The organism is Roseomonas gilardii (assembly GCF_001941945.1).
Classification (GTDB): Bacteria; Pseudomonadota; Alphaproteobacteria; order Acetobacterales; family Acetobacteraceae; genus Roseomonas.
In genome coordinates this window covers 653,061-666,730 of record NZ_CP015584.1, presented here as the reverse complement: position 1 = coordinate 666,730, position 13,670 = coordinate 653,061, and the positions used below count along the sequence as shown (strand labels likewise).

13 protein-coding genes are annotated in these 13,670 nt (G+C 65.8%); 2 read left to right on the top strand and 11 right to left on the bottom strand.

Annotated features, from left to right (window positions below; translation table 11 throughout):
- Window positions 1-12 precede the first annotated feature (12 nt).
- The 4 genes from RGI145_RS22445 to RGI145_RS22430 are packed head-to-tail and all read right to left on the bottom strand — an operon-like array spanning window position 13 to window position 4,323.
- Complete coding sequence (locus RGI145_RS22445) at window positions 13-861, bottom strand: fumarylacetoacetate hydrolase family protein (RefSeq protein WP_075800721.1); 849 nt, start codon at window positions 859-861, stop codon at window positions 13-15.
- The gene (locus tag RGI145_RS22440; RefSeq protein WP_075800720.1) at window positions 858-2,426 is read right to left on the bottom strand and encodes a bifunctional 3-(3-hydroxy-phenyl)propionate/3-hydroxycinnamic acid hydroxylase; all 1,569 of its coding nucleotides are present in this window, start codon (window positions 2,424-2,426) and stop codon (window positions 858-860) included. The genes RGI145_RS22445 and RGI145_RS22440 overlap by 4 nt, the downstream gene beginning before the upstream one ends.
- Window positions 2,423-3,316 carry a VOC family protein gene (locus tag RGI145_RS22435; RefSeq protein WP_075800719.1) on the bottom strand — a complete coding sequence of 298 codons (894 nt, stop codon included), beginning with the start codon at window positions 3,314-3,316 and terminating at the stop codon, window positions 2,423-2,425. Before RGI145_RS22435 ends, RGI145_RS22440 begins: the two co-directional genes overlap by 4 nt.
- Window positions 3,316-4,323, bottom strand: a complete 1,008-nt coding sequence (locus RGI145_RS22430) for an amidohydrolase family protein (protein WP_075800818.1) — start codon at window positions 4,321-4,323, stop codon at window positions 3,316-3,318. The genes RGI145_RS22435 and RGI145_RS22430 overlap by 1 nt, the downstream gene beginning before the upstream one ends.
- A 116-nt stretch (window positions 4,324-4,439) precedes the next feature.
- Between RGI145_RS22430 and RGI145_RS22425 the strand changes: the two genes are divergently transcribed.
- Together RGI145_RS22425 and RGI145_RS22420 are read left to right on the top strand one after the other, a co-directional pair.
- Complete coding sequence (locus RGI145_RS22425) at window positions 4,440-5,117, top strand: GntR family transcriptional regulator (RefSeq protein WP_075800718.1); 678 nt, start codon at window positions 4,440-4,442, stop codon at window positions 5,115-5,117.
- 300 nt (window positions 5,118-5,417) lie between these two features.
- Window positions 5,418-6,764, top strand: coding sequence for an MFS transporter (locus tag RGI145_RS22420; RefSeq protein ID WP_083671386.1), 1,347 nt, complete (start codon window positions 5,418-5,420; stop codon window positions 6,762-6,764).
- An 89-nt stretch (window positions 6,765-6,853) separates the two neighbouring features.
- On the opposite strand, the gene RGI145_RS22415 is transcribed toward RGI145_RS22420, so the two are convergent.
- The 7 genes from RGI145_RS22415 to RGI145_RS22385 all read right to left on the bottom strand — a co-directional run bounded on the left by RGI145_RS22415 (window position 6,854) and on the right by RGI145_RS22385 (window position 13,606).
- Window positions 6,854-7,849, bottom strand: coding sequence for a Gfo/Idh/MocA family protein (locus RGI145_RS22415; protein WP_075800717.1), 996 nt, complete (start codon window positions 7,847-7,849; stop codon window positions 6,854-6,856).
- Window positions 7,846-8,760: a sugar phosphate isomerase/epimerase family protein gene (locus tag RGI145_RS22410; protein WP_075800716.1), complete on the bottom strand. Its 915-nt coding sequence runs from the start codon at window positions 8,758-8,760 to the stop codon at window positions 7,846-7,848. Before RGI145_RS22410 ends, RGI145_RS22415 begins: the two co-directional genes overlap by 4 nt.
- Before the next feature lie 11 nt (window positions 8,761-8,771).
- On the bottom strand, window positions 8,772-9,605 hold the full coding sequence (locus RGI145_RS22405) for a carbohydrate ABC transporter permease (RefSeq protein WP_075800715.1): 834 nt from the start codon (window positions 9,603-9,605) through the stop codon (window positions 8,772-8,774).
- Window positions 9,605-10,543 (bottom strand): carbohydrate ABC transporter permease, encoded by a 939-nt coding sequence (locus RGI145_RS22400; RefSeq protein WP_208864027.1) that lies wholly within the window; start codon window positions 10,541-10,543, stop codon window positions 9,605-9,607. The genes RGI145_RS22405 and RGI145_RS22400 overlap by 1 nt, the downstream gene beginning before the upstream one ends.
- Window positions 10,544-10,604: 61 nt before the next feature.
- The gene (locus RGI145_RS22395; protein ID WP_083671383.1) at window positions 10,605-11,876 is read right to left on the bottom strand and encodes an ABC transporter substrate-binding protein; all 1,272 of its coding nucleotides are present in this window, start codon (window positions 11,874-11,876) and stop codon (window positions 10,605-10,607) included.
- Between the two features lie 84 nt (window positions 11,877-11,960).
- Complete coding sequence (locus RGI145_RS22390) at window positions 11,961-12,917, bottom strand: alpha/beta hydrolase (protein WP_075800714.1); 957 nt, start codon at window positions 12,915-12,917, stop codon at window positions 11,961-11,963.
- Complete coding sequence (locus RGI145_RS22385) at window positions 12,914-13,606, bottom strand: GntR family transcriptional regulator (RefSeq protein WP_075800713.1); 693 nt, start codon at window positions 13,604-13,606, stop codon at window positions 12,914-12,916. Before RGI145_RS22385 ends, RGI145_RS22390 begins: the two co-directional genes overlap by 4 nt.
- Window positions 13,607-13,670 lie beyond the last annotated feature (64 nt).

Here is a 13,670-nt window from a genome sequence, read left to right as displayed (position 1 = left end):
GCAGAGCCTGGACTAGCTCTCGTCGGCGACCCCGTTGATGAGCAGGCCAACCTTGTCGATCTCGACCTCCACGGTATCGCCGGGCTTGAGCCAGAGTGGAGGCGTGCGCTTGGCGCCGACCCCGCCGGGCGTACCGGTCGCGATCACATCGCCTGGCTCCAGCCGTGTGAAGGCCGAGCAGTATTCGATCTGGCGCGGAATATCGAAGAGCATCTCCTCGATCAGGGCGCTCTGTACCACTTCCCCATTCACGCGCGTCTGCAGCCTTAGCTTGTCGAGCGCTCCCACCTCGTCAGGCGTGACGAGCCAGGGACCGAAGGCGCCCGTATCGGGAAAGTTCTTGCCTGGCGTGAACTGATGCGTGTGCCGCTGCCAGTCCCGCACGCTGCCATCGTTGTAACACGCATAGCCGGCGATATGCGCGAAGGCATCGCCGCGGGTGATGTAGCGGCCCGGCCGGCCGATGATCACGGCGAGTTCGCCCTCATAGTCCAGATCCGTGGAGACGCGGGGACGAATGATGTTGGCCCGGTGACCCGTCTGGGAATTGGCATAGCGGGCAAAGATGGTGGGGTTCTCGACCTCGCTCCGGCCGGTTTCCTTGCGATGGTTCTCGTAGTTCAGGCCGACACAGAGGATCTTGTCCGGATTCGGGATGACCGGCAGCCATTCAACAGCCGAAAGAGCATGGCGCGGAGCCCGTGGAGCCTCGCCTGGAAGATCGGGCAGCGCGCCGGCGGCGATGGCTGATTTCAGGTCCGGAAGGCGGCCGCCCAGGATGGCGCCCAGGTCGGCCACGGTGTCATCTTCGACAAGGCCCCAGCTGGTCTTTCCATTCAGGCGGAATGTGGCAAGCTTCATGCGATCTCCTGCGCGACGGTTTCAGGGTGAAGGCGCCCGGCAAAGCGACGGACCAGCGCTTCGAGCGCCAGTTGGTCACCTGCGGTGCCGAAAACATAATGGTCGGGACGGACCAGGGCAGCGATGACACCATGACGGCCGAACCAGTCCGCGAGCACATGGTCCTGCTCCGAGAGGACAGTGCACGGCCCGGACACGCCATCGGATGGCGGGAGGCGCAGTACGCGCAACTCTCCTGGAAGGTCGGCCGGAACTGCGACGTCCCTGGCCAGTACCAGCCGCCAGCCGGTGCCGGCCCTCGCATCCATCAGCACCGGCCCGGATAGCCCATCGACGAGAGGTTGGGGGAAAAGCGTACCACGTGCGGGATGCGGGGTCGCATCGAGAAAGCCCGTCTCCAGCGGCGGCACGATATCCTGCCGCGTGACAACAGGAGCCCTGCCACCGTTCCCCGCCAGCAAGGCCTCGTCGCGCCTGCGGGCAGCCTCGGGGTCACGCTCGCAGATCTGCCGGCCGATCGCCTTGATCCGTCCGGTCAGGGTCCGGACATGCTGGGAACGCTCCTCGGCGTAGCTATCGAGCAGTGCCGGTGCAGCACCGTCGCGCACGGCCATCAGCTTCCACACGAGGTTGCTCACGTCGCGGAGCCCCTGGCACATGCCCTGGCCGATGAAGGGAGGCTGCTGGTGCGCGGCGTCGCCAGCGAGAAAGACGCGCCCCCGGCGCCATTCCGCCGCGACCAGGGCATGGAAGCGGTAGCTTGCCGCGCGCCAGAGCCGGGCCGATTCCGGCGTGACCCAGGGGGTCAGCAGGCGCCAGACATTCTCCTCTCGCTGCATCTCCTTCGGGTCTTCGCCGGGCAGCAGCATGATCTCGAACCGCCGGTGATCGCCGGGCCCAAGGATATAAGTGGTCGGCCGCGCGGGGTTGCAGAACTGAGCGGAGGTTTTGGGAAGGCTGTTCGGGGTACCTGCCGTGAGCAACAGGTCCACCACGAGCCAGGGCTCGTCGAAGCCCAGATCCTCGAAGCGGATGCCGAGCGAGCGTCGCACGAAGCTCGAGGCGCCGTCACAGGCGATGGCTTGGCCGACCCTGACGCTTTCCTCCTCGCCAGATTCAGCCCGCAATTGCAGGATCACGCCATCCTCGTCCTGCTCGATGCCGACAAGCGTGGTGCCGAGCAGGACCGTAACGCTCTCCTGCGCCGAAGCGTGGCGGCGGAGGATGGCCTCGACCGGCGGCTGCGAGAAGACGAGGCTCGGCGTATAGCCCATCGGCCAGGGCGGCGGGACCATGTCGATCCGACGGATGAGTTGTCCCAAGGCACCGAAATGCTCGGAAGCGGTGAAGGGCGCAGTGTACGGCAGCACCTCCGCCAGCAGGCCCATATTGTCGAAGAGCCTGATGATCTCGTGGTCGAGCGCGATGGCACGCGGCAGGTCATAGACTTCCTTGTCGCGGTCGATGACCAGGGTGGAGAAGCCGGCCCGGCCCAGGAGGCCAGCGGCCACGGCACCGGAGGGGCCGAAGCCGATGACGGCGACATCGTAGGAGCGCTTTGTCATCGCGCGTATCCGATCGCGAGCTGGGCTTTCTTTGTGGCATCGGGCTTGGGGGGAGCGATGCCCCAGTGGTCGGTGCGGCCCGGCGGCCAGACCCAGTGCTCCGGGCCACGAGGAAGGTGGCCATCGCCCACCTGCTCCACCTCAGCGGTGTATTCGATGACGATGCCGGAGGGATCGATGAAGTAGGCAAAGACATTGTCGCCCGGCCCATGCCGGCCTACCCCCCAGGCAATGGGAAAGCCCGCATCGATCATGCGGCCCGCGCCCAGCATCACGCCCTCCCAGCCCGGCATCAGAAAGGCGATATGGTTCAGCCCGTTCACCGGCGCCTCGGCCAGAACGATGGCATGATGGTCGCTGTTGCAGCGTTCGAAGGCCATCAGGCGGGAGCGGTCGCTCAGCGCGAAGCCCAGCCCTGCCTGCAGGAAGGCGGCGGTCTCATCCACGTCGCGACAGTTGAGATTAAGATGTGCCAGGCGCTCGGGCTTCGCCGGGTCCGGCGCCAGCGCTTCCCGCCGGGTATCACCATGGACGAGACGCAGCACCAAGCCATCGGGCATGCGCAGACTGGCACCAAGGCCGCCGCCGGGCTCGGAAAGGGCGGCCGGCGGCGACACCATGGTGGCTCCGGCCTCGACGGCCTGAGGGCATAAGGCTTCCAGCGCCTCGGCACTGGCAGCACGGAAGGTCATGGAGCCAAGGCCGGGAATCTCCCCTTCGTGCAGGGTGAGCACATGGTGATCCGTCCCCGTGGCGCGGAGCCATGATGAACCCGGCATCCGCTCGACCACGGCGAGGCCCCAGGTCTCGGTATAGAAACGCTCTGCCATAGCAAGGTCGGGTACGATCAGCTCGGCGCTTCGCAAGGCGCTAAGGGGAAATTCGGACATCAGGCCATCCCGAGAAAATGTCGTGCCGTGCCGGCAAGGATGCGGTCGCGCTCGCCCCCGGCCGGGAAGATCCGGCAGATACGCCCGGCCGGGTCATCATCCCGGAAGGCAAATGGGGCATCGGTTCCGAGCATCAGCCGCTCCGTTCCGAAAACTTCGATGAGATGCCGCAGCAACGGTTCGTCGAAGACCAGCGTGTCGAGATAAAGCCGCCGCGCCATGCTCCCGGGGCTCTCCGGCATGCTCTCGCGCAGGGCCGGGAAGGTCCTCCAGGCCTGCTCCAGGCGTGGCAGCAGCGCGGCAAGAGTTCCGCCACCGTGGCTCAGGCAGAGCCTCAGCCGCGGGTGACGTGCGAGAAGTCCGGCGGTGATGAAGGCCGCGCCGGCGAGGCCGATCTCCGATGGATAACCCAGGGCCTGCTCAAGGTTCCTGGGGCCGATCACCCGCTCCATTCCCACAGGGCGGACAGGATGGACGAGCACCGGCATGTCCAGCGCCTCGGCCTCCGCGAAGAAGGGTTCGAAGATCGTGTCGGCAACCACCGTACCGTTGACGTTGCTGCCGATCTCCACGCCGGTGAAGCCCGCGGTCTTGAGGCGATGCAACTCCGTGAGGGCGCGATCCATATGTTGTAGAGGAAGGGCCCCGAAGCCGACGAGCCTGCCTTTCGCCTCTTTCACCATGCGGGCGATATCGTCGTTGATGAAGCGCAGCAGGTCGTCCGCCGCCTCGGGAGGCATCCAGTAGGAGAAGAGTTCCGGCATCGGGCAAACGACCTGCGCCGCGATCCCCTGTTCATCAAGGACCGCGAGCCTGGCCTGGACGTTCCAGCAGTGCTCGGAGACGGTGCGATAGGCCCTGCCGTCGATCATGACATGGCGTTGCGCGTCGCCGGCCGGCACCATGGCGGGCCAACCCCTCGGTGCATCGGATCGGGCCGGGAAACCTCCCGGTACGACATGCGAATGCAGGTCGATAGGGCCCGCGGGCGGGGCGGGTAACGGCATGAACATTCCCTTGCCGGTTGCTTACCGGTGTCGAGCCATGAATGATGCATATTTAAAGGCATGTAAAGGAGAATGTATATTTTCTCGAAGGCTATCAGGCGATATATGCTGCCAGGATGAGTCTGACCCGCCCTTCGCCCGCCACCCACGCTTCCAGTGTCTTTGAACGCCTCCGCGCCGACATCCTGGATGGCCGCCTTTTGCCGGGCAGCCGACTGCAGATCCGGAACCTGATGGAGAGCTATGGCATCGGTCAGACGCCTCTGCGCGAGGCGCTCAATCGCCTGAGCGCGGAAGGTCTCGTTGTGTCAGAGGACCAGCGAGGCTTCACCGTGCCCGGTATCAGCGCCGAGGACCTGGTGGAACTCACCCGCACACGTTGCTGGCTGGAGGACCGGGCCCTACGCGAATCCATGGCAGCAGCCACCGAGGAATGGGATGAGGCCGTGCTACTGGCGGGCCACCGGCTGGCAAGAACGCCACGCGCGTCGGAAGGGGAAACAGCCATGAAATGGGAGGAGCGGCATCGCGACTTCCATCGGCTGCTCATCAGCCGCTGCGGCTCCAGGTGGCTCATAGGCTTCTGCGAACAACTGACGGATAGGCACCAGCGCTACCGGCGCCTGGCGGCGCTGCGGGCTTTTTCCGAGCGTGATGTCTCGGCCGAACACACCGCGATCATGGAGGCGGTGCTGCGACATGACGTGGAGAGCGCGGCATCATTGCTGACCGAGCATTACCAGCGGACGGCAGCCGTGATCTTGGAAGACGAGGCTTTGTTCAGACGCAACTGACAGCCTGTATTTTTCGAACTGAAACCATGAGTGGAACAGCTGCCGCGCTGCAGGCGCCGTAGGGCAGAGCGCGCTCGCACCGCGAGTCAAGAACAGCAACAAACAGATCAAGATTAAAAGTTATTTATCCACCATCCAATCCACATTCCACGGATTATATATTTTCGTCTTGCATCACACAAATGATGCATATTATGACCGCTTGGCTCCAGGGCTGAGAGGCACGCAGCCTTCGACAGAAAGCCTATTAGGCCCAGGAAACAGAGCCACCAGCCTGCCCCTGTGGCGAGGAAGCCAAGAATGCAAAATCAGATCGAGAATTCCGCGTTGCCAGCGCGCGGCAAAGCGTCCGACAGCAGAACGAAGGCATATGTGGTGCTGGTGCTGTTGTTTCTGTTCCAGATGCTGAACTTCTTCGACAAGCTTGTTTTCGGACTGTCGGCCGTTCCGATCATGCAGGAGCTGTCGCTCTCGCCGAAGGAATTCGGACTGATCGGGAGCAGCTTCTTCCTGCTGTTCTCGCTGTCCGGGACCTTGGTTGGCATCTTCGTCATCGGCCGCGTACAGACGCGATGGGTGTTGATGTGCATGGCCCTGATCTGGTCCGTGTCTCAGTTGCCGATCTTCTTCAGCAGTTCCGTTGCCGTAATCGTGGTGTGCCGTGTCATCCTCGGCGCCGGGGAGGGCCCGGGCCTGCCGACCGCCTTGCATGCCTGTTACGACTGGTTCCCGCGCGAACGCCGCAGCGTGCCTAGTGCCGTCGTCCTACAGGGCATCAGTGTCGGCTTCCTGGTGGGCAGCCCGGTCCTCAGCTACATCATCCACGAGTTCGGCTGGCGCTATGGCTTCCTGACCTGCGGGCTGCTCGGCGCCACCTGGCTGGTTGCCTGGATGCTTCTGGGTGGGGAAGGCCCTTTCGCCCAGCCGAGGTCGACCGAAAAGCTGGCCCCCGCTGTTGAAACCCGGCTTCCGGCGCGGGTCCTCTGGCTTGATCCCAGCATCCTCGGCGTGATGATCATGTCGACGATGTCCTACTGGATCGTCGGCATGGCCGCGACTTGGCTGCCTCCCTATTTGCAGCTTGGTCTCGGTTATTCGCCACTGACCGTCGGCTGGATCATCTCGGCTATCTATCTCTTCCAGTCTCCCCTGCTGCTGGGTGCCTCATGGGTCACGCAGCAGTTGCAGTCACGCGGCTGGAGCATGCGCTCCAACTATGGCCATGCCAGCACATTGGCGCTTGCTTGCAGCGGCCTTGCCCTGGTGCTGGCCACTCAGACAGCCGGCGTCGCGCAGATCGTGTTGATCGCGATCGCCTTCGCGGCGCCCAGCCTCACCACGATCTTCGGTCCTGTCCTGCTTAGCCATGTCGCGCCCGCCGCGCAGCGTGGCATGCTGGTGGTGGTCATCTATTCCGCGAACTCGGTGTCCGGCCTCCTGGCGAACTATGTCACCGGCTGGGTCGTGGACATGGCGGGAGGCGACCTTCCTCATGGCTTCATCAATGCCATGCTGACGGCCGGAGTGGTGTTGCTGAGCGGTGCCGTCGCAAGCCTGCTGTTGATCTTTCCCGAGCGGACCTTGCGACGCTTCGCCGGATACAAGGCGACATCGGAAGAACTGTTCAAACCCGTCGAATTGGCGTGATGAGAACGGTGCGCAAGGTGACGTAAGCCCTGTGGCCACGGGTGGGCTTGTGCTGCAGATGGCCCTGGCCCACCTCGCTCCCGGACGCCTCAAATCCCGAGTTGCCGCCGCATCACCTCCAACCGCTCCATGGCCACGACTCCGGCGGCGATATCCGGTGCCCCGGTCTTCTGCCCCGCCAGGGCTGGGACGACATCGGCGAGAAGAGCATGATAGCCCTTGTAATCCTCGTTCGCGGCCGCGGTGAAGTTCGGGCGCCAAGTGAGCGTGTCCTCGCTCTCCAGCAGGGTCGCGGCGGGATCGGCGACCTTGAAGGGCGGGTTGCGGTGCCAGGTCACGTTCACGACATTGTCCACCTCGATGCGCTGGTGGTCGCCCATCAGCTCGATCCGCTCCACGGGGGCACCACGGCTCTGCATCGTGCCCATGGCGACCGTGCCGATCGCACCGCACTCGAAATCGAGGGCGAGGTGGAAGAGGATGCGCCCCGGCTTGCGTTCCACCTTCCGGGCCTGCATGCCCACGACCGGCGAGACGAGATGCGAAACCAGGTCCATGTAGTGGACGCAGTGGTGTAGCAGGAAGCCCGTATAGTCCACGTTCCCTTCGAAATACCCGGGCGCCGTCATGTAATATCCGGTCAGGCCATAGATCGGGCCGAACTTCCCCGATTCCAGTATGTTCTTCGTGATCTTGTTGCCGACCGAATAGCGCTTCATGAAGCCAAGGAGCAGCGGCTTGCGGGCACGCTCGGAGGCGGCCAGGAGTTCCCTCGCCCCTGCTGCGGTCCCGGCCGGGGGCTTCTCCATGAAGACCGGCAGGCCACGTTCCAGCGCTGCCTTGCCGAAGGCCAGGTGCTGGTCCGGTCCCACCGCCATGCCGATTGCGTCGAGGCCGCGTGTGGCGATCAGGCTGGCCGCATCGCTGGTCAGCTCACGCACGCCGAACTGGCGCCCTGCCTGGGCCAGGCGGTTCCCGTCCACGTCGCAAAGGGCAGCGAGTTCCACGTCATGCCGCAGAAACTGCGGCAGCAGCATCTGCGTCGCATGGGTGCCACAGCCGATCCAGCCGATCCTGAGGGTCAACGTCGGTACTCCGTCAGCAGGAGGTGGGACTTGATGAAGTGGACCGCGGCGTCCAGGCGCGCGCTTTCATCCTCATGCGGCGGCCGCCACTGGGCGAAGGGCACACCGAAGCGGTCGTCGTTGCGGCGGAAGGGTTCCAGCGAGACAGGCCCCTCGTAGCCTACCTCGTGCAGCGCGCGGCAGACGGGAACCCAGTCGATCGAGCCCGTGCCCGGGAAGCCACGATGATTCTCGTTGGCCTGGAAATGAATGAGATGCCGACCGCCCAGGCGGATCGCCTCGGCGATCGAGGCTTCCTCCATGGCCATGTGGAAGGTGTCGAGCATCAGCCCGACCGCGGGATGCTCCACCGCCTCCAGCAGTTCCATCGCCTGCTGCGTGGTGCAGAGGACGTCGCTCTCGAAGCGGTTGAGAGGCTCGATCGCCAGCCGGATGCCGCAGCCCGCCGCATGCTCGCCGGCGGCCCGCAGCCCGTCCACGCAGCGCGCCTTGCGGGCCAAGCGTTCCTCCTCCGCCACCGGCGCCGGGGGGCGTCCGGCGAAGACCAGGGGGTTGCCGGTCAGCGGCCCGCCGACGATCGTGGCGCCCAGGGCAGCGGCACAGTCCGCAGCGTAGCGCAGGTAGTCCACGCCCGCGCGGCGCTTCGGCTCCTCGACGGAGGACAGGTTGCGGTCGAGATTGACCCGGGCGGCGAGCACCACACCCAGACCGGCATCGCGCAGCGCCCTGGCGGCCACGGCGAGGTCCATCTCGCCCGGCTCCGGCACCAGCAACTCGACGAAGTCGAAGCCCAGCGCGCGCATGCGGTCGAAGAGGTGGAAGTGATTTTCGGTGAAGGGCCGCGCATACTGCATGGAGATGAGACCGACGGGATTCACGTGCCGCCCGCCATCGCTTTGTCCGCTTGTCATGATGTTCCGTTTCATCCCTTGACGGCGCCCTGTGTCAGGCCGCCCACGAGGCGGCGCTGCACGAGCAGGAAGAGGATCGTGACCGGCAGGGCACCAACCACGCCGCCGGCGGCGAGGAGGCCCCATTCGATCTGGTATTCGCCGATCAGCGTCTGGATCGCGACCGTGACGGTGCGGACATTCCTGCCGCCGAGGGTCAAGGCATAGAGATACTCGTTCCAGGCGGTGATGAAGATGTAGATGCCGGTGGAGATGATCCCCGGCAGAGCCAGCGGCAGCACCACGCGCCGCAAGGCGGCGAGACGCGAGCAGCCGTCGATCATCGCCGCTTCGTCGAGGCTTTTCGGGATGGCACCGACATAGCTGCGCAGCATCCAGACGGCGAAGGGGATCGCCACGGTGGAGTTGGCCAGGATCAGCGCCAGATGCGTGTCCAGCAGCCCCAGTTTCCGCATCAGGATGAAGAGCGGAAGGATCAGCAGCACCACCGGGAACATGTTCACCAGCAGGAACTGCAGCATCAGGAGCCGCCGACCCCGGAAGCGGAAGCGCGAGAAGGCATAAGCCGCCGTCACCGAGACGGTGAGCCCGACCGCCACCGTCCCGAGCGCGACGATGAGGCTGTGCCCCATATTGCCGAGGAAGGAGGTCTGCCGCAGCAGGCGCAGGTAGTTGTCCGCGCTCCATCCGGCCGGGGAGACGGACACACCGCTGGCCGCGATCCGCGCACTGGGGGTGAGCGAGGTCAGGATCATCCAGAGGAAGGGACCGATCGCCAGTAGCACGATCAGCGCCACGGGCAGGTGGATGGTGAGCAGGCGGCGGGCGAAGCCGTGGCGGCGCATCACTCGGCTTCCTTCATCGTGCGGGACAGGTAGAGCGCCACGATCCCGGCCAGCAGGATGGTGAAGGTGACGGCGATGGCCGTGCCATAGCCGAAGTCGAGGTTCTGCCTCGCCTTCACGAAGGCGTAGAGTGGCAGGGTATAAGTCGCGTAGCCGGGGCCGCCACCGGTCATCACGAAGATGACGTCCATCGAATTGGCCACCCAGATGACCCGCAGCAGCCCGGCCGTGGCCAGGACCGGGGCCAGGCCAGGCAGGGTGACATAGCGGAACTGCCGCCAGGGGGAGGCGCCGTCGATGGAGGCGGCCTCGTACTGGCTCTTCGGGATGCCCTGGAGGCCGGCCAGGATCATCACCGCGAAGAAGGGAAAGCCCTGCCAGGTCAGGGTGGCGATCACGGCATAGAGGGCGGTATCCGGATCGGCCAGCCAGGGCACCGCCGACTGGATAATGGAAAGGCGCAGCAGCAGGTCGTTCGCCACGCCCGTGCTGGGATCGTAGATCCAGCGCCACATCAGTGCGATCACCACGCTGGGCAACGCCCAGGGGATCACCACCAGCGCTCGGGCGATGCCGCGCCAGGCGAAGTCCTGGTTCAGTAGCAGTGCCGCCACGAGGCCGAGCCCCATCTGCAAGGGCACGGTAAGGCCGATCCAGAGCGCGGTCTGCCAAAGCGCCGTCCAGAAGACGGGATCGGAGAGCAGGCGCAGGTAGTTGTCCAGCCCGACGAAACGGCTGGCATTGGGACGGAACAGCACCAGGTCGTAGAAGCTGATCCAGACGGCCTGCACCATCGGCACGAAGACGATCAGCAGGGTGACGAGCAACGCCGGCGCCAGCAGCAGATAGGGCATGGCGCGCAGGCGCAGCATCGCCCGCGCCCGCCATCCGTTCGTCGTCATCCCGCCGGGCATCGCCATGGAAACGGTCTCGCTCATGCGGATCTTCCCTTCTTGCGGCGGAGCCGGGGGCATACGCCCCTCCCCTGCCCCGGCACGATCAGCGGAAGGGCTGTTCGAGCTGCGTCATCATCTGTTGCGACGTGATCCGCCCGGTCAGCGCCTGCTGCATGGCCGTCTGCCACTCGGTGTTTACGAAATCCGCCGTGGCGGAATTCTGCGGCAGCACGGCGGCGAAAGGCAGCGAGGAGACGGTCGCATCGACGAAGCGCTTCGGATGCCCCGTCCAGTTGGCGGAAGCGGATTCCGTCACAGGCAACTGCCCGGTGGCCTTGATGAAGGCCGCGTTGTTCTCGCCCTCCGCCAGGAAGGAGATCCATTTCCAGGCGGCGTCCTTCACCCGCGAGGCGGAGAAGATGGCAAGGGATTCGTCCCCGTAGGACGTCCAGGCCTTGCCGTCGCAGTTCGGTACCGGCACGGCGGAGACCTTGTCGCCCAGCGCCGCGACGAGATCGTTGGCCGAGCCGATATGATGGATGGTCATCGCTGTGCGGCCGGACTTGAAGGCGCCGATGATCTCCTGGAATCCATCATTGGGTGCCGAAGGCGGGATCGACTTGTCCTTCTGGAACATGTCCAGCAGCCACTGATTGGCTGTGACCGCCTGGGGCGAGGTCAGTCCGCCCTTGGTCAGGGAGGCGCCGCGGGAGAAGACGAAACTGCCCCACTGGTCCCAGCCGCCCTTGCCGCCGCGGAAGCCGAAGCCGTAGCGGTCCGGCGCCTGGGTCAGCGCCTTGGCGGCGGCACGGAACTCGTCGCAGGTGCGCGGCGGCTGCAGGCCAGCAGCCTGAAGCAGGTCGGCCCGGTAGTAGAGGTAGAGCACCACATACTGGACCGGCAGATAGTACTGCCTGCCGTTCGGGCCGGCATTGAGCTTCAGCAGGTTGTCCAGCAGGTCAGCCTTGCCCGGCCACTGGGCGATACGGGCATCCAGCGGCTCCAGCGCCTCCATCTCCACCAGGCGCGGCTGGGCGAAGAGCTTCACCATCGCGGCGTCGGGCGCATTGCCTCCGACCAGCGCTGTGTAGAGATTGTCGTAGTAGCTGTTCCAGGGAACGTTCTCCGCCTGGATCGTGATCCCCGGATGGGCAGCCTGGAACTTCTGGACCAGCGCCGTCATCGGGTTTTCGGGATTGTCGACGTGGTACCAGAAGCGGACCGTCTCGGCCTGGGCCGTGCGGGCGGAGAGACCGCCGGCCGCTAGCCCCGCGAGCGTCAGGCCCGCCAGGGCCAGCCGGCCCAGGCTGCGCCGGCTCGTTCCCAGCCTGGCGGCATGGCGGCGGAAGGCAAGTCCACGCAGTCGTGCGATCATTCCTGTGTCCTCCCAGACAAGTTTCCTACACGGCCGCCGTATTCGGTTCGGCCGTTCCAATGCGCGGCAGCTAAGGCGCGATGGTCATGCGATCCGCCGGGCGAAGGCGCCGGCGGCGGCGATCGCCTCGCGGGCCTGCGGCAGGTGTTCCGACATCTGCAGGAAGCCGTGCACGACGCCGTGCACCACTACCGCCTCCTCCGTCCGGCCCAGGGCACGGAGGCGGGCGGCAAAGTTCAGCGTGTCGCTCAGCAACGGATCGATCCCGGCCGCCATGAGATGCATTGGCGGCAGCGCGCGCAGCGCGGCCTCGGAGGCATGCAGCGGCGCCACGAGGGGGTCGCGGCGACGGTCCCGGTCAGCGAGGTAGAAATCCCAGTAGCGCTGCATCTTGGCCCGTGTCAGCCCAGGCCCTTCGGCGAAGACGGTGTAGGATTCCGTGCCGAAATCCGCATCCATGACTCCGTAGAAGAGCAGCAGCGCGGCGGCTGGGGATGCGCCCGCTGCCTGCTCGTGGAGTTCGGAGGCCAGGGCCAGATTAGCACCCGCCGAATCCCCCGCTAGCAGCAGAGGGCCTTCCGGCAAGCCGGAGGCGGCGAAGGACCGCCGCCGCGTCGCGACCACGTCGTGCAGCCCCGCGGGAAAGGGATGCTCGGGCGCGAGCCGGTAGTTTGGCAGGATCACCGGCAGTCCGGAGGCGACGGCAAGGCCACGGGCACAGCGCTCATGGGTGCGGGCGTCGCAGAAGGCGAAGCCGCCGCCATGGACGAAGAGGATGGCACCGGGCCGCGCCTGTTCCGGACGCAGGACGAGGAGCTCCTGCTCCGGCGTGCCCAGCACTGGATCGGCCGGGACCACGGCCCAGCGCGCCTCGGCCAGGGATGGGAGGTTCCGGTTCCATCGTTCCGCCAGTCGGGCCGCCAGGGCGCGCCCCTCGGCCGGCGGCAGGGTGGTGGTGTCCGGCTGCGGCCCGTCCTCCGCCGCCACGCGCTCCGCCAGGGCCCGCATCTCCGGCGCCAGTTCGGTGGGGAGTTCGCTCATGGGACGATGTCCGGAAAGATGTTCGGGCCGAGATCGACGATGGTCGCGATGTGGTGCTGCAGAGCGGTTGCGGCGGCCCCGGCATCGCCCTGTGCGATGGCGGCGATGATGGCCTCGTGACGCAGGGCGGTCTGGCGCAGGTCGCGTGGGCCGAGGCTGCGGGAGATCTTGTAGCGGTGGTTGTGTACCAGGCAGCGATGCAGGATCGGATCCAGCGCGGCGAGGCCGGCATCGGCGAAGAGGCGTCGGTGGAAATCCCGGTCGAGCGCGGCGAGCTCAAGCTCGTCCCCGCCTTCGGCGGACTCCTCCATCTGCCTCATCAAGGCGTGGAGGTCGGGCACGAGGTTGCGTGACGGATGGCGCATGGTGCGACGGATGCCGCGCGTCTCGATCGCCTGACGGATGTGGAACATCTCGACCGCCTCGTCCGTCGTGCATTCGGAAACCTGGGTGCCGCGATAGCCCTTGCGCTGGACGAGCCCTTCCTCCTGGAGCTGGAGCAATGCCTCGCGCACCATGCCCTGGCTGCACGAGAAGCGGTTGGCGAGGTCGAGTTCCGTCAGCACCTGCCCGGCCTCCAGCTCACCCAGCATGATCTGCCGCTTCAGCACCAGGAATGGCAGGGATGCCTTGCCGGCCGCCCCCCGGGCCGCGCCTCGACTGGGGGGCGCCAGGACCGCCTCGCCCATGGCCGAAACTCCTTGTCACTCGATATCGATATCATTATTGATAATATGCAAGACAGGCAACAAT

Excerpts from the sequence above, each read along its gene's own strand:
- RGI145_RS22445 (WP_075800721.1), bottom strand. The coding sequence starts at position 861 with ATGAAGCTTGCCACATTCCGCCTGAATGGAAAGACCAGCTGGGGCCTT.
- RGI145_RS22440 (WP_075800720.1), bottom strand. The coding sequence starts at position 2,426 with ATGACAAAGCGCTCCTACGATGTCGCCGTCATCGGCTTCGGCCCCTCC.
- RGI145_RS22435 (WP_075800719.1), bottom strand. The coding sequence starts at position 3,316 with ATGTCCGAATTTCCCCTTAGCGCCTTGCGAAGCGCCGAGCTGATCGTA.
- RGI145_RS22430 (WP_075800818.1), bottom strand. The coding sequence starts at position 4,323 with ATGCCGTTACCCGCCCCGCCCGCGGGCCCTATCGACCTGCATTCGCAT.
- RGI145_RS22425 (WP_075800718.1), top strand. The coding sequence starts at position 4,440 with ATGAGTCTGACCCGCCCTTCGCCCGCCACCCACGCTTCCAGTGTCTTT.
- RGI145_RS22420 (WP_083671386.1), top strand. The coding sequence starts at position 5,418 with ATGCAAAATCAGATCGAGAATTCCGCGTTGCCAGCGCGCGGCAAAGCG.
- RGI145_RS22410 (WP_075800716.1), bottom strand. The coding sequence starts at position 8,760 with ATGACAAGCGGACAAAGCGATGGCGGGCGGCACGTGAATCCCGTCGGT.
- RGI145_RS22405 (WP_075800715.1), bottom strand. The coding sequence starts at position 9,605 with ATGCGCCGCCACGGCTTCGCCCGCCGCCTGCTCACCATCCACCTGCCC.
- RGI145_RS22400 (WP_208864027.1), bottom strand. The coding sequence starts at position 10,543 with ATGAGCGAGACCGTTTCCATGGCGATGCCCGGCGGGATGACGACGAAC.
- RGI145_RS22395 (WP_083671383.1), bottom strand. The coding sequence starts at position 11,876 with ATGATCGCACGACTGCGTGGACTTGCCTTCCGCCGCCATGCCGCCAGG.
- RGI145_RS22390 (WP_075800714.1), bottom strand. The coding sequence starts at position 12,917 with ATGAGCGAACTCCCCACCGAACTGGCGCCGGAGATGCGGGCCCTGGCG.
- RGI145_RS22385 (WP_075800713.1), bottom strand. The coding sequence starts at position 13,606 with ATGGGCGAGGCGGTCCTGGCGCCCCCCAGTCGAGGCGCGGCCCGGGGG.